Genomic DNA, 22,790 nt, shown 5'->3' with positions numbered 1-22,790 from the left:
GCCTGCCGCCCCCCTCCCCCTGGTGGGGAGGGGTAAGGGGTGGGGGGCTCTGAGCCGAAAACTATATGAAAGACAGATAGATGCCTGGAGAGACATCAAGAAGAACGGCTCTCCGGAACCAATGGATACTCTGCCGGACTGAAATGCCTTCCCCCCCACCCCTAACCCCTCCCCACGAGGGGGAGGGGGGCTGAAACGCCGTGCCGGAATAGCCAGACTTCTGGCTTTCTCCACACCCTCTTCGGCTCAAAGCACGATGTGTGCATGCAGTAGCTCAAGGAGAGGGAAGCTTTGGCCAGTTGCAGCGGGCCTTCCAACGCCGCCGCCCGGCTTCAACGCGTCTCCTAACCCCCCAGCGCCTTCACCGTATGCCGCCGGATCATTTCTTCCTCGTTGGTGGGAACCACCATGAGGGTGACGCGGGAGGCGGGGGTGGAGATGATGCGGGCGCTGCTGCGGTTGGCGTTTTCGTCAAGGTTCGCACCCAGCCAGCCGAGCGGGGCACAGACCGCCTGGCGGACGTTGACCGCATGCTCGCCGATGCCGCCGGTGAAGACGATGGTGTCCACGCCATCGAGAATGGCAGCCATGGCGCCCATCTCGCGGCGGACGCGGAAGGTGAAATAGTCGATGGCCTTGCGGGCCGCTTCCGTTCCGGCGGCTTCCAGCTCGCGCATGTCCTGGCTGAGGCCGGACAGGCCCTTGAGGCCGGACTGCTTGTAGAGCAGATCCGATATTGCCTCTGCCGTCATGCCCTTTTCCTGCATCAGATAGAGCAGCACGCCCGGGTCCAACTGGCCGCAGCGGGTGCCCATGGGCAGGCCGTCGAGCGCGGTGAAGCCCATGGTGGAGCCGATGCTGCGGCCATCCTGTATGGCGCACATGGAAGCGCCATTGCCGAGATGGGCGACGATCAGCCGGCCCTTCGCAGCTTCCGGAGCCGTCTCCGCCAGATGCTGCGTGATGTATTCATAGGACAGGCCGTGGAAGCCATAGCGCCGCACGCCTTCGTCATAAAGCGGGAGCGGCAAAGCGAAGGCATCATTCACCCAGGGGTGATTGCGGTGGAAGGCCGTGTCGAAACAGGCGACCTGAAGTGCATCGGGAAAGGCCTTCTGCGCGGCGCGGATACCGGCGAGATTATGCGGCTGGTGCAGCGGGGCGAGGGGAACAAGGCGCTCCAGTTCCGCCATCACGCTGTCATCAATGACGGCAGGGGCCTCGAAGCCGATGCCGCCATGCACCACCCGGTGCCCGGCCGCTGAAATCCGAAGACCCTCGAAGGCCTCGCGGATCAGACCCAGAACCGCAGCAAGGGCGGCTTCGTGCCCGGTCGCCGATGCCGCTCCGGCAGGGGCTTCCAATGTCGCGTCGAGCCGCGTGCCATCGGAGGGCCGCTGCGCCTTCAGCCGCATGGCCGTGCTGCCGATCCCTTCGACCTGGCCTTTCAGAAGCTCTGCCGTGCCCTGGTAGAGGTTGAATTTCAGCGATGAGGAGCCGGCATTCAGCACCAGCACCGCCTGATCCATCTGTGCGCTGCTCATTCGGCGGGGTCCATGTCACCGGTGACGATGGATGCGCCCGTGGTCAGCCAGTGCTGATACAGCAGGGCGAGCGCACAGGAGGCTAGGCGGGCGCGGTCATCATCGGCGCGGCTGGTCAGGATCACCGGCACCTTGGCCCCGGCGACAAGACCGGCGGTCTCGGCATGGGCGAGGAAGGTCAGTTCCTTGGCCAGCATGTTGCCGGCCTCAAGGTTCGGCACGATCAGCACTTCCGCCCGGCCTGCCACCAGCGAATTGATGCCCTTGGTGCGGGCGGCCTGCAGATCGATGGCATTGTCCATGGCCAGCGGCCCGTCTACGAGGCCGCCGGTGATCTGGCCGCGCTCGGCCATCTTGGACAGGACCGCCGCATCAAGGCTGGAGGCAATGGCCGGGTTCACCGTCTCGATGGCCGAGAGAATGCCCACCTTCGGCTCGTCCAGGCCAATGGCAAGGCCAACATTGATGGCGTTCTGGATGATGTCGACCTTGGTTTCCAGATCCGGGGCGATGTTGATTGCAGCATCGGAAATGAGCACCGGCGTCGGGTGGCCTGGCACATCCATGACGAAGACATGGCTGATGCGCCGCCGTGTGCGCAGGCCGCCGTCGCGCTTGACCACGTGTTTCAGCAGAAGGTCGGTGTGCAGGTGCCCCTTCATGACGGCGGAGACGCGGCCCTCATGCACCATGGCAACGCCGCGTGCGGCGGCGTCGGATTCATCGGGCACATGCTCGATCTCGAAAGCCTCCAGCGAGGCCCCCAGCGACTGGGCCGTCTTTTCGATCTTTGCCCGGTCGCCGATCAGGATGGGGCGGATCAGGCCATCGTTTGCGGCAAGCAGGGCGCCGCCCAGCGAATTGGCGTCTTCCGGGGCGATCACGGCAGTCACCAGCGGCGGCAGACGCCGGGCACAGCTGATGAACCGGTCGAAATGCCGGTGCCGCTCCAGCAGCAGCGCGGGCAGATCGGTGGTGTCAAAGATGATCTGTTCATCGGGCGCCGTCACCACCGCCATGCCATCGGCAACGGCTGTGCCATCGGGCCGGGAAACCCGTGTGGCAAGACGGACCGTCCGGTCTGCCTCCTTCGCCACCACCTGCACGCTGACATTCAGCGTGTCACCCAGAAGGACACGGCCGTGGAAGGAAAAAGTCTGGCTGCGGTAGATAGTGCCGGGACCGGGCAGAATGTTGCCCAGAACGGCGGAAACAAGGGCACCGATCCACATGGAAGGCGCAAAGGGCGGCTCGCCCGTGCGGTCGCTCCCCTCGGCTCTGGGCAGGTGCAGCGGGTTGGTGTTGCCGGAGGCGTGAGCGAAGATATAGAGGTCGTTGGCGGTGCAGGTTCTTGAAACGGTTGCCGTTTCGCCAATGGTGATCTGGTCGTAGGTGCGGTTGCTCGCCATGCGTTCTGCCTCGGTCTTGCCTGTGCCTGCCGTATCTGACAGCATCGCACGGCTTTTCGCAGCGATGATGACAGCTGCCCATGACACAGCTCAAAGGCGCCTGACGAAAATTTCGGCACCCTAATTAAATGTCACCTTGTCGCTCAGCCGGGGCAGCAGGAAGTAGGTGTCTTCCATGAAGATCTCCGCAGCACGCGGGAAAATGCTCTGCGCCATGCTGGCGAACAGGGGGATGTAGGTGTTGCTGGCGCGGCCAATGATGACGCTGGTGCCCGGTCTTGCTGTTCCTGCAGGGAAGGTGACCGGAGGAACGGAGCCCTTGCTCCAGGGTGTGCCGCCGGTCTGGTTCACGCTCCAGTCCACGCTTGCCTTGCTATTGGAATCAAAGCTCACGCTGGCGATGACCACAGTGAGGCCATCGGACGGGAAGGGCTCCATAATGGCTCCGGCCGCCACCATGATGTCGGATATGTCGCCGGAGGAGAGGCTTGATGATTGCGACACAAGATCGGCCATCGAAAAGGCGACTTGTGAGATCTTGCGCTTGTAGTTGAGCGCGGACGTGGTTTCTGCCGTGCCGATCATCACAATCAGAAGAAGCGGCAGGATGAGAGCAAACTCGACAGCGGCCACACCTCCCCTGTCCCGGATCAGGCGGCGGGTTGAAAATCCGCACGCGGCCAGGGCCTTGCGCAGGGGGGCAAGCAGGATGCGGAGGCTCACCATGGGAAGGGCTCGTTACGGAAGACGGCGGTGGAGATCAGCAGGCGTTCCATGTTGCCGGTGTCTCCGGCATTCGTCCGCAGCAGCGAGGTGAACATCGGCCACCGGTAAATCACCCGCGCGACGACAATCTGTCCGCCTTTGCCGGTGGCATAGCTCGACCGGCCGGTCGAGTTGCCGTTGGCATCGACAAGATCCGGCAGGGAAATCTGCGAGAAACTGTTGAAGACCCGGACGTCAATTTCAAGCCGGCTTTCGTTGCAAAGGGCTGTTGTCAGCTGTGTGCAGACCGCAGCCTTGAACTGTGCCTCGTTAAGCCCTTGCTGCTGTGCCTGACCGGTTTTGATCAGCCGGGTTGCATCAGCCACCGAGTTATCCAGAATCCGGTTGACGAAGAAGGCAAGGCCAAACTCGATGATGGCAAAGATAATGGCAAGGAACGGCATCGCAACGATCGCAAACTCAATCGCCGTTGCCCCGGAACGGTCGCGCCGGAACGCGCGGAACAAGCCTCGTCCCTGTTTGCGCTGGCTTTCCTGCTGCACCTTCTGCATTCCCCTGCCTAGAGCCTTTCGATGAAAGCGACGCTGCCGGACGTGTTCTATCCATTTGGTTTCAAGCAAGTCCGGACGCAAAACCGGTTCCCGGTTTTTCTGAAATTGCTCTAGCGCTGAACAGGCTGACCTGCGCTCGCCTTGCCAGCTGCCTGCAGTGCCATCTGGTCGCGCTGGTTGATTTGCTCGGCAGTTGTCGTGAACACATCCTTGCCATCACCGGGCAGCGGTATCGCGTCACAGTTCGGCGCACAGCTGTAGCTGTAGCGTGTGTCTTTGCGCATCACTGTGACCGTGTTTTGCGATCCGGCGGTGACGGTGAGTGGCTCGTCGATGATCGGCTCGGAATTGGCGTCCAGTATGATCAGGTTGGTGGTGCCGGCTGACTTGCCGGTGACAACAACCGTATAGCGGTCATGCATTGTGACAGCCGCAAAGACAGGGTTGCCTACGATCACGGTGCTTGCCGGCTGCTCGATCCGGAAGACCTTCGACTGATCCACAGGAACGGAGACGCCCTCAGCGGCAGCCAGCGCCACCGGCAGCAGAACAGCCAGTCCAGCCAGCGGTATGAGCGAATGTGGGATGCGCGGCATGTCTCACTCCATCAGGGCCGTGAAGCTCATGAATCTTGTCAATCATGACGTTTTTTGGTGAATGAAACCCTAATGCGAAGCTGCAGTTTCTAATCTGCAAAGTCCGCTGAACAGGTATCGATACTTTTGGTTATTTGGAAAATTATAGGAAAAGTTTACCTATAGAGGCATCCTATCATTAACCAAGAAAGTAACGTCAGGGTGGTTTCTGATAAATGCGGATAATTTTAACTAGATAGAAACGTGGCGGTCGTAGCGTCAGCTCAAGTTCGATCGGCCGGAAACAAGGCCGGCGGGCGGAGCTGTCAATCATGTGACTATGGAGCAAACCAGATGAAGAAGCTTTTCGCGCGTTTCGCCAAGGATGAATCCGGCGCAACCGCCATCGAATATGGCCTGATTGCAGGTCTGATCTCGGTCGTGATCGTGGGCATTCTGCAGCTGACGGGCGGTTCGTTGACTGCTGTGTTCACCAGAGTCAACACGGCTCTCCAGACTGCCACTGGCGGCTGATCTGCATCAATTGCTCGCATGCCCCGTTTTCTGGACGGGGCGGGGCATGCGTCAGCTGAACCGTCAGGCCCATCTGGCACTCAAGTATGTTAGGGCCTGATGTGCCAGCTTATCAGTGTCTAGGTATCAATCCTTAAACCCGGTGGAACAGGATGATTGAAGCAGCCCTTCTCGTCGTCTTTCCGGTTCTTACCGCCTTTGCTGCCTCGTCTGATCTGTTGACCATGACGATCCCCAACAGGGTGTCTCTCCTGCTCGCCGGTGCCTTCTGCATCCTGGCGGCCGCGACGGGCATGCCTGTTTCTGTGTTTGGCCTGCACCTTGCCGCAGGTGCGCTCGTGCTGTCCGCCTGTTTTGCGATGTTCGCCATGGGCTGGATGGGTGGCGGTGACGCCAAATTCGCAGCTGCCGCTGCTCTGTGGTTCGGACTTGGCCAGTCCTTGACCGAGTTTGTGCTTCTCACCGCAATTTATGGCATGGTCCTCACGCTTGGCCTCTTGCAGCTGCGCCAGATGCCCTTCGTCCCTGAAATGCTGGGACGTCATGACTGGTCAGCCCGGCTGCTTGACCAGAAGTCCGGTATTCCCTACGGAATAGCCCTCGCAGCGGCCGCGCTGCACGTTTACCCCTCCAGTCATTGGTTCACCTTGCTCGGCAGCTGGCACTAACCCGTGCGGCGTCCGGGCAAATTCAAGGCATGTTGCGCCCCGCATTTCAGGGCCTTGGTATAATATGCTGGTTGTAGCCCTTGTTTGCCTGAATATACTTCTTCTGCGCCACGTTGAGGAAGTTCGTAAGGCGTTAAAACAGGTTAACCAATCTTCCTCACCCTTGGTTAACTATGTTTTGACGAATTGCCTGCCACATTAACAGCGAGCCTGCAAAGGGCTGGCTTGTGTTGGTGGATGAGTTGCGATGAAACATGCAAGGCTTCTGGTGCTCGGCATCGCGATCGGCGCGGGACTTCTCGCGGCGCGCATGGTGATGTCGTCGCGTGCTCCCGAACAGCCCGCACCGGTTCAGGCAGAGGTCGCCACACAGCCAACGGTGCCCGTCCTTATCGTCACGCGCGACGTGAAGCCGGGCGAACTGGTGCAGTCCCATGATCTGAAATGGGTCGACTGGCCGAGAGATGTGGTGCCGGCCGGCGCGGTCACCCGCGACCAGCAGCCTGATGCCGAGCGCTCCATGGCGGGGCAGGTTGCCAAGGCGCCACTCTACAACGGCGAACCGCTGCGCGAGCAGCGCCTGATCACCGCAGCGAATGGCTACATGGCATCCGTGCTGCCCAAGGGCATGCGCGCTATTGCCGTTTCGGTCGAAACCGAGACGATGGCCGGTGGTTTCATTCTGCCGGGCAACAAGGTTGACGTGATCCTCACCAGAACAGTGCAAGGCAGCGTCACGAGCGCCGTTGCCGAGACGATACTGCAGAATGTGAGGGTGCTTGCCATCGACGCAGTCATTGCCGGAGAGCGGGAAGGCAAGTCTCTGCAGCCGGACCGCACGGCCACGCTGGAGCTTTCCCCCGAACAGGCCGAGGTGGTGGCCCAGGCTCAGCAGCTTGGCAAAATCTCGCTGACACTGCGCAGTGCCGAGGATTCTGCTGACGATGCCGCAGACAGCGCATCGCGCCGGGACAGGGGCAGCGTCAATTTTGTGCGCTACGGCGTCTCCAGCAACGGCGCAGGACAGTGAGGCCGCGATGCGTGTTGATGGCGGGACAGCAAACGGGAAGGAAAAGGCCATGACAGGCAGATGGCTGGCCATCATGCTGATGGCGGGACAACTGGCTTTTGGTGCCTTCCTTGGCACTCCGGCGCCCGCCGTTGCTCAAGGGTTCCCGAAATCTGTCAGCATTGCTGCCGGCGAAAGGGCCGGCGAGCGTATCCTGCGTGTCGGCCTTGGCCGCTCCGTGGTGGTTGATGTCGCCGAAGATGTGGCTGATGTGCTGGTGTCGGAGCCCGAGATCGCCAATGCAACGGTGCGCAGCCGCAACCGCATCTATGTGGTGGGCAACAGGGCAGGCCAGGCAAGCGTGGTGCTCTTTGGTACCACTGGCCGCGAGATTGCGAGCTTCAGCGTGCGGGTTGAGCCGGATACGTCGGATCTGAATGCCATCATCCGCAAGCTGATGCCGAACACCGACATTCGCGCAGATTCGCTCAATGGCAGCGTGGTGCTTTCCGGCACGGCGCCGAGCACGGCGGATGCCCAGAAGGCTGCCGATCTGGCCAGCCGTTTTCTGGGACAGGGCAATGGGGAGGGGGGAAGCTCTTCCAGTCAGCCGGTTTTGAACATGATCTCCGTCGGCGGCAAGGATCAGATCCAGCTCAAGGTAACCGTGGCGGAAGTGGACCGCTCGGTCATCAAGCAGCTTGGCGTCACCATGTCCGGAACGCTGTCGAGCGGCAGCTTCGGGCTTGGCATCGCCAATGCGGCCAGCTTCCCCGTCAATACCGGAATTACGTCGCAGGGCAGCCTTCTGGGTTCCTTTTCGTCCGGAGGCAACAGTTTTGCCGCGCAGATCCGGGCCTTGCAGCGTGACGGTGTCATCCGCACTCTGGCCGAACCGACGCTGACCGCCATTTCCGGTGAAAACGCCAGCTTTATTGCCGGCGGCGAGTTTCCCATTCCGGTGAGCTACGACAACGACAAGATCGGCGTCGAGTTCAAGCAATTCGGTGTGGGTCTCGACTTCACTCCCGTTGTGCTGAACGAAGGCAATGTGAGCCTCCGGATCAAGACGGAAGTGAGCGAGCTTTCGGATGAAGGGGCAGTGACGACCGGCGGCATCACGATCCCGGCGATCAAGGTGCGCCGGGCGGAATCAACGGTTGAGCTTCCCTCAGGCGGTACGCTGGTAATGGCAGGCCTGCTGAAGGAAAGCTACCGGCAGACGGTGAGCGGCGTGCCCGGCCTCATGCAGCTTCCGGTGCTGGGCGCATTGTTCAAGAGCCGCGATTTTCTCCGCCAGCAGACGGAGATGGTGGTTTTCGTGACCCCTTATGTTGTCAAGCCGGTGGCGCAGAGCGCGCTTGCCCGGCCGGACAGCAACTTTGCGCCGCCGTCGGATGGCGAGACCATTTTCTTCAATCAGCTGAACCGGGTGTTCAACACGGCCGGTGCTCCGGTGCCGGGCAGCTATCAGGGTCAGGTGGGGTTCATCTATGAATAGGGAACAAGCCAAGCGCACCTTGATGGGAAAAGCTGCCTTTCTCGTTTGTGCCGCAGCGGTTCTGGCCGGCTGTCAGACCCAGCCCACGCCCGCTGTCATGGCATCCAACGACTACCGGGTCAGGCATCCGATCATGATCACCGAGCAGGCGGAGGTTCTCGACATTCCGCTGGCGGCCTCAACCCGCAATCTTGGCCGTGATTACTCTGCCCGCATCGCCCAGTATGGGGCCGAAGCGCGCGCGTCGGGCGCGTCAACGGTCGAAGTGCTGGTGCCGTCCGGCTCGGCCAATGAGATTGCTGCAAGCACCGTGGTGCCGCAAATCCGGGCAGCGCTTGTCCAGGGCGGTGTGGCGCAGCGGAACGTGCAGGTCCGCAGCTATGGCGTCGCAGATGCGCGGATCTCGACCCCGGTCCGCTTGTCCTACGCCCGGGTGAAGGCGTCCACCGGGCCCTGTGGTACCTGGCCGGACAATATCGCCAGCACCATCGGTCCCAACAACGACTATTACGATTTCGGCTGCGCAACGCAGTCCAATCTTGCCGCCATGGTCGCCAATCCGGCGGACCTCATGGGCCCGCGCGCGATTGGGGCTTCGGATCAGAACAGGCGCGGAGTCGTGCTCGAGAAATACCGCAAGGGCGAGCAGACGGCGGCGGAATACAAGGAAGGTACCGGTGCCAATGTCTCCGGCGTGGGCAAAAACTGAGGGCATGGCGAGGAGGGCGGCATGAGCAATGCAAGCGGCCAGAATTGGGTCATGCAGGAACCAGAAGATGGCTATGCCAGCGAGGCTTCCTACAAGCCTGTGCCGGATATCCGCCCGGTGCCGCGCATTTCCGTGCAGGCCTTCTGCATGGACGCGGATACGGCGCGCACCATTGAGGCTGCCGGTGAAGACCGCCGCATGACCAAGGCGCACCTGAAGGTGCACATGGGTGGCATCCAGGCGGCAATCGAGCATTTTTCACAGGCTCCGACGCCAAATCTGATCATCATCGAATGCGGTGCGAGCCAGCAGAGCCTTGTCGCGGATCTGGACCGGCTGGCCGAGTATTGTGACACCGGCACCAAGGTGATCGTCATAGGGCACATCAATGATGTGGCGCTCTACCGTGACCTGATCCAGCGCGGTGTCAGCGAGTATCTCGTGGCGCCCGTTACGATCCTGCAGATCATCGGCGCGGCTGGTGCGCTCTACAGCGATCCCCAGTCCGAACCGCTGGGCCGGACCATGGCCTTTTTCGGCGTCAAGGGCGGATGCGGATCCTCGACACTGTCCCATAATGTCGCCTGGAATCTCGCGCGCTCCTTTGGAAGCGAAGTTGTGCTGGCCGACCTCGACCTGCCGTTTGGAACGGCCGGGCTTGACTACAATCAGGACCCGCTCCAGGGGGTCTATGAAGCCGTCTCCGCGCCAGAGCGGCTGGATGAGACCTTTCTTGACCGCATCCTGTCGCGCTGCACGGATCACCTCAGTCTGCTGGCTGCACCCGCATCGCTGGAGCGCGGCTACGACTACTCAGAGACCTCGTTTGATCCGCTGGTGGATGTGATGCGGCAGGGCACGCCTGCCATTGTGCTGGATCTGCCCCATGCCTGGAACAACTGGGTCCGTCATCTGCTGCAGATTTCCGACGATGTTGTGATGGTGGCCGAACCGGACCTGGCAAACCTGCGCAATGCCAAGAACCTGGTCGATACGCTGCGGCAGATGCGTCCCAACGACCATCCGCCCCATCTGGTGCTGAACCGGGTCGGCATGCCGAAGCGGCCTGAAATCAAGCCGGAAGAATTTGCCAAGGCGCTCAATCTCCCGGTTCTGGCAGCCATTCCCTTTGATCCGCATCTGTTCGGAACCGCGGCCAACAACGGGCAGATGATTGGTGAACTGGATTCCCGCCACGCGGTGAATGACCTGATTTCGCAGATCGCCCATACCGTATCGGGCCGGGGTGAAATCAAGCGGGGCCGGCGCTCGCCGGTGGCGGCCCTTATGGATCTGCTCAGGAAGGGCAAGTAATGGCCTGAAGGCCTTACACCATCTGTCGATGAGCCTGGCTCTTTGAGAGATGGTCAAGCCCTTGCGGCGCATGAGCACATTCAAGGCGAGATGCGCCAGCATCTCAGGGCCTTGGTATCAGGAGCAAGAGCTGCAGATGTTTGGCAGGCGCGGTACCCCAACAAGCGGAACGGAGCAGGGCGGTCAGATCCGTCCGGCGGCACCGGCTTCGCGTGCGCCGGATCAGGCTGCTCAGCTGATCAATGATCTGCGGGATGTTCCTGCTGCGGCTGCAAGACCTGCTGCGCAGGCCTCTCCTCCGCCAGCAGAGCCGCCGGCGGAAGACCGCCTGCGCAAGCGCTCACCTGAATATTACGCCACGAAGGCAGCCATTTTCAGCGCACTCGTTGAAGCGATCGACCTGTCGCAGCTGAGCCGTCTCGGGCCGGAAGATGCGCGCGATGAAATCCGCGATGTGGTGAATGACATCATCGCGCTGAAGAACGTGGTCATGTCCATTTCCGAGCAGGAAGACCTGCTGGAGGACATTTGCAACGACGTTCTGGGCTACGGGCCGCTGGAGCCGCTGCTGGCACGTGACGACATTGCCGACATCATGGTCAATGGCGCCCATACGGTCTACATCGAAACCGGCGGCAAGATGCAGAAGACGGGCATTGCCTTCCGCGACAATGCGCAGCTGATGAACATCTGCCAGCGGATCGTCAGCCAGGTGGGCCGCCGCGTCGATGAATCGAGCCCGATCTGCGACGCCCGCCTGCCGGATGGCTCGCGCGTCAACGTCATTGCGCCGCCGCTTGCCATTGACGGGCCGGCTCTCACCATCCGCAAGTTCAAGCGTGACAAGCTGACGCTCGACCAGCTTGTCCGCTACGGCTCGATCTCGGCGGAAGGCGCTGTGGTGCTGCAGATCATCGGCCGCTCGCGCTGCAACGTGCTGGTCTCGGGGGGCACGGGCTCGGGCAAGACGACGCTGCTGAACTGTCTCACCGCCTATATCGACACGTCCGAACGCATCATCACATGCGAAGACTCGGCCGAACTGCAGCTGCAGCAGCCGCATGTGGTCCGGCTTGAAACCCGGCCACCGAACCTTGAAGGGGAAGGCGAAGTCACCATGCGTGATCTCGTCAAGAACTGCCTGCGCATGCGCCCGGAACGCATCATCGTCGGCGAAGTGCGCGGACCGGAGGCTTTCGATCTGCTGCAGGCCATGAACACCGGTCATGACGGCTCGATGGGCACGCTGCACGCCAACTCGCCGCGTGAAGCCCTGTCGCGTCTTGAGTCGATGATCACCATGGGCGGCTTCTCGCTGCCCTCCAAAACCCTGCGCGAGATGATTGTATCTTCCGTCGACGTGGTCGTGCAGGCCGCGCGCCTGCGTGATGGGTCCCGCCGCATCACCCACGTCACCGAGGTGATGGGCATGGAAGGCGATGTGATCATCACGCAGGACATCTTCCTGTACGACATCCTGGGCGAAGATGCGCAGGGCCGCATTCTCGGCCGCCACCGGTCCACTGGCATTGGCCGTCCGCGGTTCTGGGACCGTGCCCGTTATTACGGCGAGGAACAGCGGCTGGCTGCGGCACTTGATGCCTCCGAAGCGCCGGAGATGGGCTGATGGAGATCTTTGGCATCACCCTGAGCCCGGAGACGGCCAATCTGGCGGCAGCGCTGCTGGTTGCCTTCAGCATCGGCGGCATCCTCTATGTGCTGCTGGAACCGCTGCTCAACGGATCACGCAAGAGCAAGGAACGCCTTGAGACCATCGCCGCGCGGGACGTGATTGCTGCCGACCGCCGTCCGCAGCGCGACGCGGACCGCCGCCGCAAATCGGTGCAGGACCAGCTCAAGGAATTCGAGGACAAGCAAAAGGCGCGGCAGAAGAAAGCCAGCAGCCTGACGCTTGCCGCGCGGATGGAACAGGCGGGGCTCGACTGGGAGCGCAAGCATTTCCTGTATTTCAGCGCCGCATGCGCCGCAGTTTTGCTGTTCCTGGGGCTGATCATCTCGGGTGGATCGCTGCTGATCGCCCTGGCTCTCGGCTTTGTCGGCGCTCTGGGCGTGCCGCGCTTCTATCTCAACATGCGGCGCAAACGGCGCCTGAACAACTTCATCGACGAGTTGCCCAACGCCGTGGACATTATTGTGCGCGGCGTCCGGGCCGGGCTTCCGTTGACTGACTGCATCCGCATCGTGGCTGCGGAATCGCGGGAACCGGTGGCGACCGAGTTCCGCAAGATCGTCGAGGCCCAGGTCATGGGCATATCCTTGACGGATGCCGTTGCCCGTATGCCGGACCGTATTCCTCTGCCGGAAGCCAACTTCTTTGCGATCGTCGTTGCCATTCAGCAGCAGGCCGGTGGCGGTCTGTCTGAGGCACTCAGCAATCTCGCCAAGGTTCTGCGCAGCCGCAAGACGCTGAAAGGCAAGATCAAGGCTCTTAGCGCGGAGGCGAAATCCTCCGCGGCCATTATCGGTTCTTTGCCGATTATCGTTACGCTTATCCTTTATACGGTTGCTCCCAAATACATCATTCTTCTCTTCACCACGACAGGGGGGCATTACATTCTTGCGGGCAGTGCTGTCTGGATGCTCATCGGAGTGCTCGTCATGCGCAAAATGATCAATTTCGATTTCTAGGGGGAAGGCATGACGTTTTTCGGCTTCTTCCTCGACTCCCAGTTCCTCATCGCCGCGCTCACGATGGTTGCGGTCGCAGGGACCGTGTTTGCCTTGGTCCTGCCGGTGCTGGAGCGCGATGGCCTGAAGAGCCGGATGAAGTCGGTTGCGCTCGAGCGTGAGAAGATGCGCGCCCGTGAAAGAGCCCGCCTTGCCACCGAGAAGGCCGAGGCCCGGGTCTCCTTGCGCAATCAGCCGAAGGACCGGGTCCGCAATCTGGTGGACAGGCTCAATCTCAAGACGGCCTTTGCCGACGAGCAGACGAACAACAAGCTGCGCATGGCCGGTTTCCGGGGGCCTGCGCCGCTTTATACCTTCGTGCTGTCCAGGCTTGTAGTGCCGCTGGTGCTCTTCGTGCTGGTGCTTTTTTACGGCTTTGCGGTCATGCCGCCGTCTCTTCCGCCCTTGACCAAACTGTGCATTGCGCTCTTTGCCGGCGGGGTCGGCGCCTTTCTCCCCAATCTCTATGTGCAGAATGTCATCTCCAAACGGCAGCTGTCCATCCGCCGTGCCTGGCCGGATGCGCTGGATCTGATGCTCATCTGCGTGGAATCCGGCATGTCCATCGAGGCGGCTTTCCGCCGGGTGGCAGAGGAGATCGGGGTCCAGTCGGTGCCGCTTGCCGAAGAATTGACCCTCACCAATGCCGAACTGTCGTTCCTGCAGGAGCGGCGCCAGGCCTATCTCAATCTGGCGGCCCGCACAGGCGTTCCGGCGGTGAAGAACGTCACCATGGCGCTCATTCAGGCCGAGCGTTACGGCACGCCGGTTGGTCAGGCCTTGCGGGTCATGTCCGATGATGTGCGCGAACAGCGCATGCAGGAGGCGGAGAAGCGGGCAGCCTCCCTGCCGCCGAAGCTGACCGTGCCGATGATCATCTTCTTTCTGCCGGTTCTGTTTGCCGTGATCATGGGGCCTGCGGTCATGCAGGTGATGGCAACCTTCCGCTGAGATTGCAGTGCCGCTCAGCCTTGCCGCTCAGCCCTGTCTCTGGGGCTTGCCCTGCCGCGGGCTCTGGGCAGCGAGGACGGCGCGCAGATAGGCGATGTTGGCCTCAGCCTGCTGCGGGTCCAGCTCATTGAGCGCGACCTGCTGGGCCTCGGCGAATTTGCCCTGCAGCCCCAGCGCCAGCGCAAGGTTCTGGCGGATGCGGCTGTCGGCACGCGGGCTCGCGGCTGCACGGCGCAGATAATATTCCGCATCCGGTGCCTGACCGGCCAGAAGGAAGGAAAGTCCCAGATTGTTGAGCACAGTCGGCTCTTCCGGCACGATCTTCAGCGCCTGATTGTAGAGTGCCCGTGCCCGCTGCGGATTGCCCATCTGGTCATGCACCGCGCCTTCCGCCGAAAGCAGGCGCCAGTCAGGTGTGGCTGGGGTCTGGGCATTCTGCAGCACATTCAGCGCTTCCTGCAGGTTGCCGTTCATGGCGAGGATCTTGCCATAGGCCGAAGCGATGTCCCGGTCCGAGCCATGCTTGATGATGGCATTGCGCAGCACGGCCATGGATTGCTCGATCTGCCCGTTGCGGCGCAGGGCATTGGCATAGCCGATGATCACCTGCCGGTCGTCCGGGCTGCGCTGATAGGCGCTGGCCCAGGCCGAGACTTCGCGCATCGCTTCAGCGGACCCTGGCTGCACGAAGGCGCGCGCTGCGGCCGTGGAATTCGTGCCGGTCTGCTGCCGGGTGGAGTTGCAGCCCGCGGCCAGGACCACGGCGAGCGCGGCCATGGCAATGCGGCCAGCCTTTGCGGCGCGATACCCTGTCCGGAGTTTCCCAGCCTGTTCCATGACCAGCTCCCTGTGCAACCTGCTCTTGCGGCGAGGTCTGCCGATTTGACCAGATGACAGAAATAGCTTGTTAACCCTAATGCATGGTTAACCTGCCGCAGATTGCGAAAGCTTAATGTCTGGAAGCATTTGCACGTGATTGCATTAATCGGCCCGGAGCATTACCACTTGTGCTAATCCTGAGGAACATTGGAAGGAAATGAACATGCCCCATGCTCTTCTGCCAAGCGATGCGAGCCTGACGCCCGTGCCTGTCGAGGCCGTAACTCCGGCCACCTTGCCCGATGTTCTGGCCCGGATTGGCGGGACCGCGGAGGCATGGGCCAGCCTGCAGGGTTACAAGGCATCTGCCGGATCCATCCTGCTGGTTCCGGCCACGGATGGCACCCAGGCTGCGGTCCTCTTCGGCTTTGGTGACACTGGCCTGATCGATCCCTTTGCGCCGGGCGCACTGGCAAATGCCTTGCCGGAAGGGGATTACGTGCTGGCCGAAGGTTTCCCGGATGCGGAGACGGCGCTTGTCGCGATCGGCCTGACCGCCTACCAGTTCGCCCGGTACCGCTCTGAAGTGCCCAAGCCTTTGCCGCGTTTCCGCATTGCGGATGAGGCGGTGCTGAGCCGTGTGGCCCGGATCGTGCGTGCCGTGTCGCTGGCCCGTGATCTGGTCAATACGCCCGCAAATGATATGGGGCCGGACGAGCTGGAAGGCGCTGCCCGCGCCCTGTTCAGCGCCCATGACGGGGCATCGCGCGTCATCAGCGGGGATGCACTGCTGGAGGAGGGCTTTCCGATGATCCATGCGGTGGGCCGCGCCAGCCCGCGGGCGCCGCGCCTCATCGATTGCTGCTGGGGCGAGGAAAGCCATCCCAAGATCACGCTGGTGGGCAAGGGCGTGGTGTTCGACACCGGCGGCCTCGACATCAAACCGTCCAGTTCCATGCTGCTGATGAAGAAGGACATGGGCGGTGCGGCCAATGTGCTCGGCCTTGCTTCGCTGATCATGGACGCGCGCCTGCCGGTGCGCCTGCGCGTGCTCATTCCGGCGGTGGAAAATGCCGTCTCGGGCAATTCCTTCCGTCCCGGCGACATCCTGCCCAGCCGCAAGGGCCTGACCATCGAGATCGGCAACACGGATGCCGAAGGCCGCCTGGTGCTGGCCGATGCGCTGACGCTGGCCGATGAGGAAGAGCCGGATCTGCTGATCGACATAGCAACGCTGACCGGTGCGGCACGTGTGGCGCTGGGTCCGGATCTGCCGCCGTTCTACACCGCTGACGAAGCTCTTGCGGGCGAAGTCGCGGCCCACGCGGAAAAGGTCAATGATCCGCTGTGGCGCCTGCCGCTGTGGCAGCCCTACATGAAGTATCTCGACAGCAAGTGTGCCGACATGAACAACGTCAACCAGTCCGGCGGCGGCTTTGCCGGGTCGGTGACGGCAGCGCTGTTCCTGTCCCGCTTCGTTGCAAAAGCCAAAGCCTGGGCGCATTTCGATATCTTCGCCTGGACACCGATCGAGCGGCCCGGCAAGCCCTATGGCGGTGAGGCACAGGCGATCCGGGCGCTGTTCTCCCTGCTGGAAGCGCGCTACGGCGCAGGTAAATAACGCATCCGAAACGATTTTGTGCTCTTCTCCGGATCTGAACAGGATTCGGAGAAGCGCCTTACATGGCAGTGGAGATCCGCGCCTCGCAGGCGCTCAGGCTGTGGCATGAAGTCAATCTGGAACTGGTGCGCGACGGGGAGCAGGATCTCTCCGCCCGCCAGATGACGATACTGCTCACGGTCTATCTGGAGCCGCCTCCGCATACGGTGCGCGGGCTGGCGGCAAAGCTGAACGTGACCAAGCCCGCCATTACCCGTGCGCTGGACACGCTCGGCAGCATGCGGCTTCTCTCGCGCAAACGCGACGAGGCCGACAAGCGCAACGTCATCATCACCCGCACCGTGGACGGCGCGCTTTATCTTGACCGGCTGGGCGATCTGGTGTCCGAAAAGGCCAAGGAACTGCCGCGCTGATCTTCCTGCTTCGATTTGCTTTGAGGGCCCTCCATGTCTGACACGCTCGACCGCCGCCGCCATCCCGTGCGCCCGGATCTTGCCGCTCGCGCCTATGAGGGACGGGTGAGCCCGCGCCGCTTTGCCGATGGTGAGCGCATGCGCCTTGCGGCGGATGTGGTGGCGCTGCGCAAGGAGCCGCGCCCCGATTGCGGGCTGGACACACAGGCGCTCCATGGCGAAACGGTCATGGTCTATGAAACCACATCCGAGGGCTGGGCCTGGGGCCAGCTGGATGGTGACGGCTATGTCGGCTGGCTTCCCTCCGATGTGCTGGCGCCGGTGGAAGAGGCCACCCATGTGGTGCGGGCGCTGCGCACCTTCCGCTATCCGGGCGCCGACCTGCGGCTTCCGGCCCTGGGGCACCTGTCTCTCGGTGCGAAGGTGCGTGTCGTGGGGCGGGCGGAAACGCGCGGTCTTGCCTATGCGCTTCTGTCCGATGGTTCGGCTGTGGTGGCAGGCCATCTGGTGCCGGTGGGCAGCTTCGAGCCGGATTGGGTGGCGATTGCCGAAAGCCTTCTGGGCACGCCCTATCTGTGGGGCGGCAAGTCCTCGCTCGGCCTCGACTGTTCGGCGCTGATCCAGCTTTGCGCGTCTTATGCCGGACATGTCCTGCCGCGCGACAGCGACATGCAGGAAGCCGAAGCCGGTGTGCCTCTGGATTTCGCGGAAGGCGGCCCGCTGCCGCAGGATCTGCGGCGGGGAGATCTTCTGTTCTGGCGCGGTCACGTTGGTGTGCTCAGCAGCCCCACCGTCCTCACCCATGCCAACGGTTACACCATGACCGTTTCGCAGGAACCCCTCGACGCCGCCCTTGCCCGCATCGGCGCCAAGGAATACGGCGCGCTGACCTCGATCCGGCGGCTTTGAGGGAATGGAGATTGCGGGGGTGCGCTGCCTTCCAGTTCACTCAGGCGGTCACCCCGGGCGGAGCGAAGCGCAGACCCGGGGACCACTCGCTCGCAGAGCGGTGAAACCCCGAAGCCCGGCGGAGAAGCGTGTACCGGGCTGGTGTCTGCCGCGCAGCTCCGGACACCGGCATCTCTCTGCAAGCGAGTAGCCCCCGGCTCACGCTGCGCTTGGCCGGGGTGACTCAGAGCCAGTTTCCGGCCTGGAACCAGCTATTTCCGGCGGGTGGAGCCCTTCCTACTCCTCCCCCGCCATCAGCCGCACACGCTCCCCTGAGGAAGTGGCAGCCTCGCCGCGCACTTCGCCGAGATCCAGATCCTCGATCCTGCGGCCGCGTTTGGAGATCTTGTCGGTGGAGATGAGGATCTGGTCGATGTCCTTGCTCGCCTGTGCAAAATGCGCCTGCAGCTTGCCGGTGCGGTCGTTGAGGCGGGCGATGTCGGCGGTCAAATGTGCGACTTCGGCCTGAATGAGATGCGCCTGCTCGCGCATGCGCGCATCGCGCAGCACCGCCTGAATGACCTGAATGGACAGCATCAGCAGCGACGGCGAGACGATGACCACGCGGGCGCGGTGGGCCTTCTGCACCAGATCCTCGAAATTCTCGTTGAGTTCGGCAAAGACGCTCTCCGATGGCACGAAGAGGAAGGCGGTATCCTGCGTTTCGCCGGGGATGAGGTAGCGCTCCCGGATGTCCAGAATATGCTTGGTGAAATCACGCCGGAACTGCGCCTGCGCCTGCTTCAGCTCCTCCTCAGACTGGGCCTTGCGCAGGAGATTGAAGGCCTCCAGCGGAAACTTGGCGTCGATGGCGAGCGGCGGCGCGCCGTTGGGCATGTGCACCAGACAGTCGGGCCGTGAGCCGCTGCTAAGTGTGGCCTGAAAGCTGTAACCGGACGGCGGCAGCTGGTCCTGGATAATGGCTTCCATCCGCCCCTGCCCGAAGGCACCGCGCGTCTGCTTGTTGGCAAGGATCGCCTGCAGCTGGCCCACCTGACCGGAGAGATCCGTGATGGTCTTCTGTGCCCGGTCGATCACCGCCAGCCGCTCGTGCAGCTGGCGCAGGCCGTCATGGGTCTGCCGGGTGGTGTCGGCCATGGAGAGGCCCAGCTTGTGACCCATGCCATCCAGCCGCTCGTTGACGGCGCGCATCATGTCACCCTGCCGGCTGGAGAACACCTCGGCCATGGTCTGCATGCGCCCGGTAATTTCCCCCTGCGAGCGCAGCATCCGGGCCAGATGCTCCTCCAGATCCTCGATCCGGTCTGCGGCAATGGCCTCGCTCGTGGCCCGTGCCTTGATCTGGCGCAGGGCGCTGACCACCAGAAGGGTGATAAAAGCCAGCAAAAGAAGCGCGGCGAGAACGCTGGCTTCCAGCAGGCTGACGGGTCGGGTGCCGAAGGTGAAAACTGTGTCTTGCATGAAACAAACATAGAACGATTCGGCCTTGGGCGCAGACTCTGCCTTGCACAGGCGCGGCGCAGGCCACAGAAGACCAAAAGCTGGTGCTCCGGCATGCGAAAGCTTGCGGAAACGCGTTGACCGGCTAACCGCCTTTGCCTATCTGGATCACATGACGAAACGCACCATCATCACCCTTCCCGATCCCGTGCTGCGGCAGGTCTGCGCGCCTGTTACTGCCGTTGGCGATGACATCCGCCAGCTGGCCGACGACATGCTGGACACCATGTATGAGGCGCCGGGCATCGGCCTTGCCGCCAGCCAGATCGGGGTGCTGCAGCGCATCTTCGTGCTGGACGTGGCCAAGGAAGACCAGCCGAAGGCGCCCATGGTCTTCATCAACCCGGAAATCGTCTGGTCCTCGCCGGAGCTGTCCGTCTATCAGGAAGGCTGCCTGTCGATCCCCGAGTATTACGATGACGTGGAGCGCCCGGCCTCCGTGCGCGTGACCTTCCAGAACCGGGAAGGCGCGCAGCAGGAGCTTCTGGCAGACGGGCTGCTGGCCACCTGCATCCAGCACGAGCTGGACCATCTCAACGGCAAGCTCTTCATCGACTATCTGTCGAAGCTGAAGCGCGACCGGGTGGTGAAGAAGTTCCAGAAACAGGCCCGCACCACGGGCAAGTCCTGACACGGCAGACGGCCCATCGCGGGCCGTTCGCATTTTCCGGGCCATCGCGGCCCCGCCCAGTTTTTCGGAAGCAGCGCATGACACTTCGCATCGTCTTCATGGGTACGCCCGATTTCTCCGTGCCGGCCCTTATGGAAATCGTGGGGCAGGGGCATGACGTGGTGGCCTGCTACAGCCAGCCGCCGCGCCCCGCCGGTCGTGGCATGGAGCTGAAGAAGTCGCCTGTGCATGAAGCGGCAGAAGCACTGGGCATTCCGGTCTTCACCCCGCTCAGCCTCAAGGGTGCGGACGAGCAGGCCGTCTTCGCCGGGCATGATGCGGATGTGGCCGTGGTCGTCGCCTATGGCCTGCTGCTGCCGAAGGCCATTCTGGATGCCCCGCGTGAGGGCTGCCTCAACATCCACGCCTCCATTCTGCCGCGCTGGCGCGGGGCTGCCCCGATCAACCGGGCGATCATGGCGGGCGACACGGAAACCGCCGTGCAGGTGATGCGCATGGAAGAGGGGCTGGACACCGGCCCGGTCTGCATGTCCGAGACCGTGGCGATTACCCCGGACATGACCGCAGGCGACCTGCATGACCGTCTGTCGGCGCTGGGCGGGGATCTGATCGTGCGGGCGCTCGCCGCCCTGTCGCGCAATGCGCTGGTGCAGGTGCCGCAGGCGGAAGAGGGTGTGACCTACGCGAAGAAGCTCAGCAAGGCTGAAACGCGGATCGACTGGACGCGGCCTGCCCGCGAGGTCCACAATCACATTCGCGGCCTCTCGCCCTTCCCCGGCGCATGGTGCGAGCCGGTGATTGCCGGCACGGCCGAGCGGGTGAAGGTGCTGCGCTCGGCGCTGGCTGAAGGGCAGGGCGCACCGGGCGAGGTGCTGTCCGTGGACGGTGCGCCGGTAATCGCCTGCGGCGACGGCGCGGTGCGCCTCGTCAACGTGCAGCGTGCCGGCAAGAAGCCGATGGGCGGCGAAGAGTTCCAGCGCGGCGCCAAGCTCGCTGCCGGCGAGCGGGTTGGTTGACCGGCGTTTGTTGAGATTGAGGGAGCATCCGGTGATGACTGCAGCGCAGAACAGCCCCGCCTTCACGGTCCGCCCGCTCACGCAGGCCGACGAGCAGGAGGTGGCCGGTGTCATCAGCGCCGCTTTCAGCCAGCAATCTGAAGTCCGGCTGGTTCATAACCTGCGCCACTGCGGTGCGCTGCTGGTGGAGCTGGTGGCGCAAGGTGAAGATGGACGGCTTCTCGGCCATGTTGCCTTCAGCCGGGTGACCGGGGCAGGCGCCGGCCACCGGCTGCAGATCTCCTGCCTTGCTCCCGTCTCCGTATTGCCCGAGGTACAGAAGCTTGGGATCGGCTCGGCGCTGATCACGGCCGGGCTCGAGGAACTGCGGTCGCAGGGCGAGGATCTCGTTCTGGTGCTGGGCCCGCCCGCCTATTACCCGCGCTTCGGGTTTGATGCTGAGCTGGCAAAGCAGGTGCAGGCGCCCTATGCAGGGGCTGCCTTCATGGCGCTGGCGCTGACGGATGCCGGGCGCGAGCATTTGCCGGTGGAAGTGAGCTTCGCTACGCCCTTCCAGGAATTCGAATAGATCAGGAAATTCGAGTAGGCCGATGCCCCGCTACAAGCTGACCATCGAATATGACGGCCGTCCCTTCTGCGGCTGGCAGCGGCAGGCCAATGGCCCTTCCGTGCAGGCCGTGCTGGAGCGTGCCGTCAAGGCCTTCAGCGGTGAGGAGGTTGCCATTGGCGGGGCCGGGCGCACCGATACGGGCGTGCATGCCACGGGTCAGGTGGCGCATGTGGATCTCGAAAAGGACTGGCCGGCCGAAACCGTGATGGGGGCGATGAACTTCCACTGCCAGCCGGACCCGGTCGCTATCCTTGCCTGCGAGAAGATGCATGAAGGCTTTGACGCCCGCTTTTCCGCCATCCGCCGCGCCTACCGCTACCGCATCCTCAACCGCCTGCCGCCGCTGACCTTCGAAAAGGGGCTGGCCTGGCACGTGAAGCAGCCGCTGGATGTGGAGGCCATGCACGAGGCCAGCCAGGTCTTCATCGGCCACCACGACTTCACCACCTTCCGCCACACCCGCTGTCAGGCGAAGAGCCCGGAAAAGACGCTGGAGACCTTCAGCGTCCGCCGGGAAGGGGACTTCGTGATCGCGGAATGCTCCTCCCGCTCCTTCCTGCACAATCAGGTGCGTTCCATGGTGGGCACCCTGCGGCTGGTGGGGGAAGGGCGCTGGACGGCAGATACGGTGCGCGAGGCCCTTGCGGCCCGCGACCGCAAGGCCTGCGGCCCCGTCGCGCCGCCTGACGGGCTCTATCTCACCCGCGTCGACTACCGCCCCGCCGCCTCCGACATCGCCTCCCACGCCGAATGGCACGCCCGCTCTGCGGTGGTGGAGGATGACGGGGAAGTTTGACGGAGGGCTTTGATCGGCTTTTGCTGTGAGGTTCATACGGTAGTTGCAGATGGTTTGTGGCGGTGACGAACGTGTTCGCAACAGAGAGTTTCAGCCTCCCTCCCCGCAAGAGGGCCGTGTTTGCAACGGACAACCAGTCAGGCTTCCCGGTCATGGTTTGAGGAAAGCCTGCCTTCTGGTCATTCCGGCACAGCGTTTCAGCCCCCCTCCCCCTGGTGGGGAGGGGTTAGGGGTGGGGGGATAGCCTTTCCGGCTGGCAGGGTATCCATTGATTATAGACAGTCTCTCCTCGCCAG

The 22,790-nt window shown here is 62.8% G+C and carries 23 protein-coding genes; 16 read left to right on the top strand and 7 right to left on the bottom strand.

The features are described from left to right. Positions 1–344: 344 nt before the first annotated feature. The 5 genes from ACVNHC_RS03540 to ACVNHC_RS03520 form a co-directional block, all read right to left on the bottom strand. Positions 345–1,544, bottom strand: a complete 1,200-nt coding sequence (locus ACVNHC_RS03540; protein ID WP_457166435.1) for an acetate/propionate family kinase — start codon at positions 1,542–1,544, stop codon at positions 345–347. Beyond that, entirely contained in the window at positions 1,541–2,953 is a 1,413-nt protein-coding gene (locus ACVNHC_RS03535) for a bifunctional enoyl-CoA hydratase/phosphate acetyltransferase (protein ID WP_186392244.1), read from the bottom strand. The genes ACVNHC_RS03540 and ACVNHC_RS03535 overlap by 4 nt, the downstream gene beginning before the upstream one ends. Positions 2,954–3,073: 120 nt before the next feature. Beyond that, positions 3,074–3,679 (bottom strand): TadE/TadG family type IV pilus assembly protein, encoded by a 606-nt coding sequence (locus ACVNHC_RS03530; protein ID WP_374630271.1) that lies wholly within the window; start codon positions 3,677–3,679, stop codon positions 3,074–3,076. Next, positions 3,673–4,299, bottom strand: a complete 627-nt coding sequence (locus tag ACVNHC_RS03525) for a TadE/TadG family type IV pilus assembly protein (protein WP_374630272.1) — start codon at positions 4,297–4,299, stop codon at positions 3,673–3,675. The genes ACVNHC_RS03530 and ACVNHC_RS03525 overlap by 7 nt, the downstream gene beginning before the upstream one ends. A gap of 41 nt (positions 4,300–4,340) precedes the next feature. Continuing rightward, positions 4,341–4,826: a pilus assembly protein N-terminal domain-containing protein gene (locus ACVNHC_RS03520; protein ID WP_050472205.1), complete on the bottom strand. Its 486-nt coding sequence runs from the start codon at positions 4,824–4,826 to the stop codon at positions 4,341–4,343. A 333-nt stretch (positions 4,827–5,159) separates the two neighbouring features. On the opposite strand from ACVNHC_RS03520, the gene ACVNHC_RS03515 reads away from it, so the two are divergent. The 9 genes from ACVNHC_RS03515 (at position 5,160) to ACVNHC_RS03475 (ending at position 14,179) form a co-directional block, all read left to right on the top strand. Further along, on the top strand, positions 5,160–5,339 hold the full coding sequence (locus ACVNHC_RS03515; RefSeq protein WP_374630273.1) for a Flp family type IVb pilin: 180 nt from the start codon (positions 5,160–5,162) through the stop codon (positions 5,337–5,339). A 152-nt stretch (positions 5,340–5,491) separates the two neighbouring features. Continuing rightward, positions 5,492–6,007: an A24 family peptidase gene (locus ACVNHC_RS03510; RefSeq protein WP_374630274.1), complete on the top strand. Its 516-nt coding sequence runs from the start codon at positions 5,492–5,494 to the stop codon at positions 6,005–6,007. Positions 6,008–6,254: 247 nt separating this feature from the next. Beyond that, positions 6,255–7,037: a Flp pilus assembly protein CpaB gene (gene cpaB, locus ACVNHC_RS03505; protein WP_050472202.1), complete on the top strand. Its 783-nt coding sequence runs from the start codon at positions 6,255–6,257 to the stop codon at positions 7,035–7,037. A 49-nt stretch (positions 7,038–7,086) separates the two neighbouring features. Further along, positions 7,087–8,517 carry a type II and III secretion system protein family protein gene (locus ACVNHC_RS03500; RefSeq protein ID WP_208982611.1) on the top strand — a complete coding sequence of 477 codons (1,431 nt, stop codon included), beginning with the start codon at positions 7,087–7,089 and terminating at the stop codon, positions 8,515–8,517. A gap of 22 nt (positions 8,518–8,539) precedes the next feature. Next, positions 8,540–9,226, top strand: coding sequence for a CpaD family pilus assembly protein (locus ACVNHC_RS03495; RefSeq protein WP_082205859.1), 687 nt, complete (start codon positions 8,540–8,542; stop codon positions 9,224–9,226). Between the two features lie 21 nt (positions 9,227–9,247). After that, positions 9,248–10,540, top strand: coding sequence for an AAA family ATPase (locus ACVNHC_RS03490; RefSeq protein ID WP_374630275.1), 1,293 nt, complete (start codon positions 9,248–9,250; stop codon positions 10,538–10,540). A 136-nt stretch (positions 10,541–10,676) separates the two neighbouring features. Continuing rightward, the gene (locus ACVNHC_RS03485; RefSeq protein WP_050472200.1) at positions 10,677–12,167 is read left to right on the top strand and encodes a CpaF family protein; all 1,491 of its coding nucleotides are present in this window, start codon (positions 10,677–10,679) and stop codon (positions 12,165–12,167) included. Then, the gene (locus tag ACVNHC_RS03480; protein ID WP_050472199.1) at positions 12,167–13,189 is read left to right on the top strand and encodes a type II secretion system F family protein; all 1,023 of its coding nucleotides are present in this window, start codon (positions 12,167–12,169) and stop codon (positions 13,187–13,189) included. Before ACVNHC_RS03485 ends, ACVNHC_RS03480 begins: the two co-directional genes overlap by 1 nt. 9 nt (positions 13,190–13,198) lie before the next feature. After that, positions 13,199–14,179: a type II secretion system F family protein gene (locus ACVNHC_RS03475; protein ID WP_050472198.1), complete on the top strand. Its 981-nt coding sequence runs from the start codon at positions 13,199–13,201 to the stop codon at positions 14,177–14,179. A 27-nt stretch (positions 14,180–14,206) separates the two neighbouring features. On the opposite strand, the gene ACVNHC_RS03470 is transcribed toward ACVNHC_RS03475, so the two are convergent. Then, positions 14,207–15,016, bottom strand: a complete 810-nt coding sequence (locus ACVNHC_RS03470; protein ID WP_244284659.1) for a tetratricopeptide repeat protein — start codon at positions 15,014–15,016, stop codon at positions 14,207–14,209. A gap of 205 nt (positions 15,017–15,221) precedes the next feature. Here ACVNHC_RS03470 and ACVNHC_RS03465 point away from each other — a divergent pair, with 205 nt between their 5' ends. The 3 genes from ACVNHC_RS03465 (at position 15,222) to ACVNHC_RS03455 (ending at position 17,941) form a co-directional block, all read left to right on the top strand. Continuing rightward, on the top strand, positions 15,222–16,619 hold the full coding sequence (locus ACVNHC_RS03465) for a leucyl aminopeptidase family protein (protein WP_457166434.1): 1,398 nt from the start codon (positions 15,222–15,224) through the stop codon (positions 16,617–16,619). 62 nt (positions 16,620–16,681) lie between these two features. After that, positions 16,682–17,032, top strand: a complete 351-nt coding sequence (locus ACVNHC_RS03460) for a MarR family transcriptional regulator (RefSeq protein WP_019963398.1) — start codon at positions 16,682–16,684, stop codon at positions 17,030–17,032. Between the two features lie 33 nt (positions 17,033–17,065). Then, positions 17,066–17,941: a C40 family peptidase gene (locus ACVNHC_RS03455; protein WP_058898025.1), complete on the top strand. Its 876-nt coding sequence runs from the start codon at positions 17,066–17,068 to the stop codon at positions 17,939–17,941. Positions 17,942–18,217: 276 nt separating this feature from the next. On the opposite strand, the gene ACVNHC_RS03450 is transcribed toward ACVNHC_RS03455, so the two are convergent. Further along, a complete protein-coding gene (locus tag ACVNHC_RS03450; RefSeq protein WP_058898024.1) occupies positions 18,218–19,402 on the bottom strand; it encodes a DNA recombination protein RmuC in 1,185 nt (394 codons plus the stop codon). Between the two features lie 151 nt (positions 19,403–19,553). Here ACVNHC_RS03450 and def point away from each other — a divergent pair, with 151 nt between their 5' ends. The 4 genes from def to truA all read left to right on the top strand — a co-directional run bounded on the left by def (position 19,554) and on the right by truA (position 22,494). Then, positions 19,554–20,072 (top strand): peptide deformylase, encoded by a 519-nt coding sequence (def, locus tag ACVNHC_RS03445; RefSeq protein ID WP_058900533.1) that lies wholly within the window; start codon positions 19,554–19,556, stop codon positions 20,070–20,072. A gap of 77 nt (positions 20,073–20,149) precedes the next feature. Beyond that, positions 20,150–21,088 carry a methionyl-tRNA formyltransferase gene (gene fmt / locus ACVNHC_RS03440; RefSeq protein ID WP_058898023.1) on the top strand — a complete coding sequence of 313 codons (939 nt, stop codon included), beginning with the start codon at positions 20,150–20,152 and terminating at the stop codon, positions 21,086–21,088. A gap of 34 nt (positions 21,089–21,122) precedes the next feature. Beyond that, on the top strand, positions 21,123–21,656 hold the full coding sequence (locus ACVNHC_RS03435; RefSeq protein WP_058898022.1) for a GNAT family N-acetyltransferase: 534 nt from the start codon (positions 21,123–21,125) through the stop codon (positions 21,654–21,656). Between the two features lie 22 nt (positions 21,657–21,678). Then, positions 21,679–22,494: a tRNA pseudouridine(38-40) synthase TruA gene (gene truA, locus ACVNHC_RS03430; protein ID WP_058898021.1), complete on the top strand. Its 816-nt coding sequence runs from the start codon at positions 21,679–21,681 to the stop codon at positions 22,492–22,494. Positions 22,495–22,790: the final 296 nt, after the last annotated feature.

This window comes from Pannonibacter sp. Q-1 (assembly GCF_054073275.1).
Note: the sequence above shows the minus strand (reverse complement) of the source record. Positions and strands in the feature narration are given on the sequence as shown.

Bases quoted from the DNA above. Each gene is read 5' to 3' on its own strand.
- ACVNHC_RS03540 (WP_457166435.1), bottom strand. From the start codon at position 1,544: ATGAGCAGCGCACAGATGGATCAGGCGGTGCTGGTGCTGAATGCCGGC.
- ACVNHC_RS03535 (WP_186392244.1), bottom strand. From the start codon at position 2,953: ATGGCGAGCAACCGCACCTACGACCAGATCACCATTGGCGAAACGGCA.
- ACVNHC_RS03530 (WP_374630271.1), bottom strand. From the start codon at position 3,679: ATGGTGAGCCTCCGCATCCTGCTTGCCCCCCTGCGCAAGGCCCTGGCC.
- ACVNHC_RS03520 (WP_050472205.1), bottom strand. From the start codon at position 4,826: ATGCCGCGCATCCCACATTCGCTCATACCGCTGGCTGGACTGGCTGTT.
- ACVNHC_RS03515 (WP_374630273.1), top strand. From the start codon at position 5,160: ATGAAGAAGCTTTTCGCGCGTTTCGCCAAGGATGAATCCGGCGCAACC.
- ACVNHC_RS03510 (WP_374630274.1), top strand. From the start codon at position 5,492: ATGATTGAAGCAGCCCTTCTCGTCGTCTTTCCGGTTCTTACCGCCTTT.
- cpaB (WP_050472202.1), top strand. From the start codon at position 6,255: ATGAAACATGCAAGGCTTCTGGTGCTCGGCATCGCGATCGGCGCGGGA.
- ACVNHC_RS03500 (WP_208982611.1), top strand. From the start codon at position 7,087: ATGACAGGCAGATGGCTGGCCATCATGCTGATGGCGGGACAACTGGCT.
- ACVNHC_RS03495 (WP_082205859.1), top strand. From the start codon at position 8,540: ATGGGAAAAGCTGCCTTTCTCGTTTGTGCCGCAGCGGTTCTGGCCGGC.
- ACVNHC_RS03490 (WP_374630275.1), top strand. From the start codon at position 9,248: ATGAGCAATGCAAGCGGCCAGAATTGGGTCATGCAGGAACCAGAAGAT.
- ACVNHC_RS03485 (WP_050472200.1), top strand. From the start codon at position 10,677: ATGTTTGGCAGGCGCGGTACCCCAACAAGCGGAACGGAGCAGGGCGGT.
- ACVNHC_RS03480 (WP_050472199.1), top strand. From the start codon at position 12,167: ATGGAGATCTTTGGCATCACCCTGAGCCCGGAGACGGCCAATCTGGCG.
- ACVNHC_RS03475 (WP_050472198.1), top strand. From the start codon at position 13,199: ATGACGTTTTTCGGCTTCTTCCTCGACTCCCAGTTCCTCATCGCCGCG.
- ACVNHC_RS03470 (WP_244284659.1), bottom strand. From the start codon at position 15,016: ATGGAACAGGCTGGGAAACTCCGGACAGGGTATCGCGCCGCAAAGGCT.
- ACVNHC_RS03465 (WP_457166434.1), top strand. From the start codon at position 15,222: ATGCCCCATGCTCTTCTGCCAAGCGATGCGAGCCTGACGCCCGTGCCT.
- ACVNHC_RS03460 (WP_019963398.1), top strand. From the start codon at position 16,682: ATGGCAGTGGAGATCCGCGCCTCGCAGGCGCTCAGGCTGTGGCATGAA.
- ACVNHC_RS03455 (WP_058898025.1), top strand. From the start codon at position 17,066: ATGTCTGACACGCTCGACCGCCGCCGCCATCCCGTGCGCCCGGATCTT.
- ACVNHC_RS03450 (WP_058898024.1), bottom strand. From the start codon at position 19,402: ATGCAAGACACAGTTTTCACCTTCGGCACCCGACCCGTCAGCCTGCTG.
- def (WP_058900533.1), top strand. From the start codon at position 19,554: ATGACGAAACGCACCATCATCACCCTTCCCGATCCCGTGCTGCGGCAG.
- fmt (WP_058898023.1), top strand. From the start codon at position 20,150: ATGACACTTCGCATCGTCTTCATGGGTACGCCCGATTTCTCCGTGCCG.
- ACVNHC_RS03435 (WP_058898022.1), top strand. From the start codon at position 21,123: ATGACTGCAGCGCAGAACAGCCCCGCCTTCACGGTCCGCCCGCTCACG.
- truA (WP_058898021.1), top strand. From the start codon at position 21,679: ATGCCCCGCTACAAGCTGACCATCGAATATGACGGCCGTCCCTTCTGC.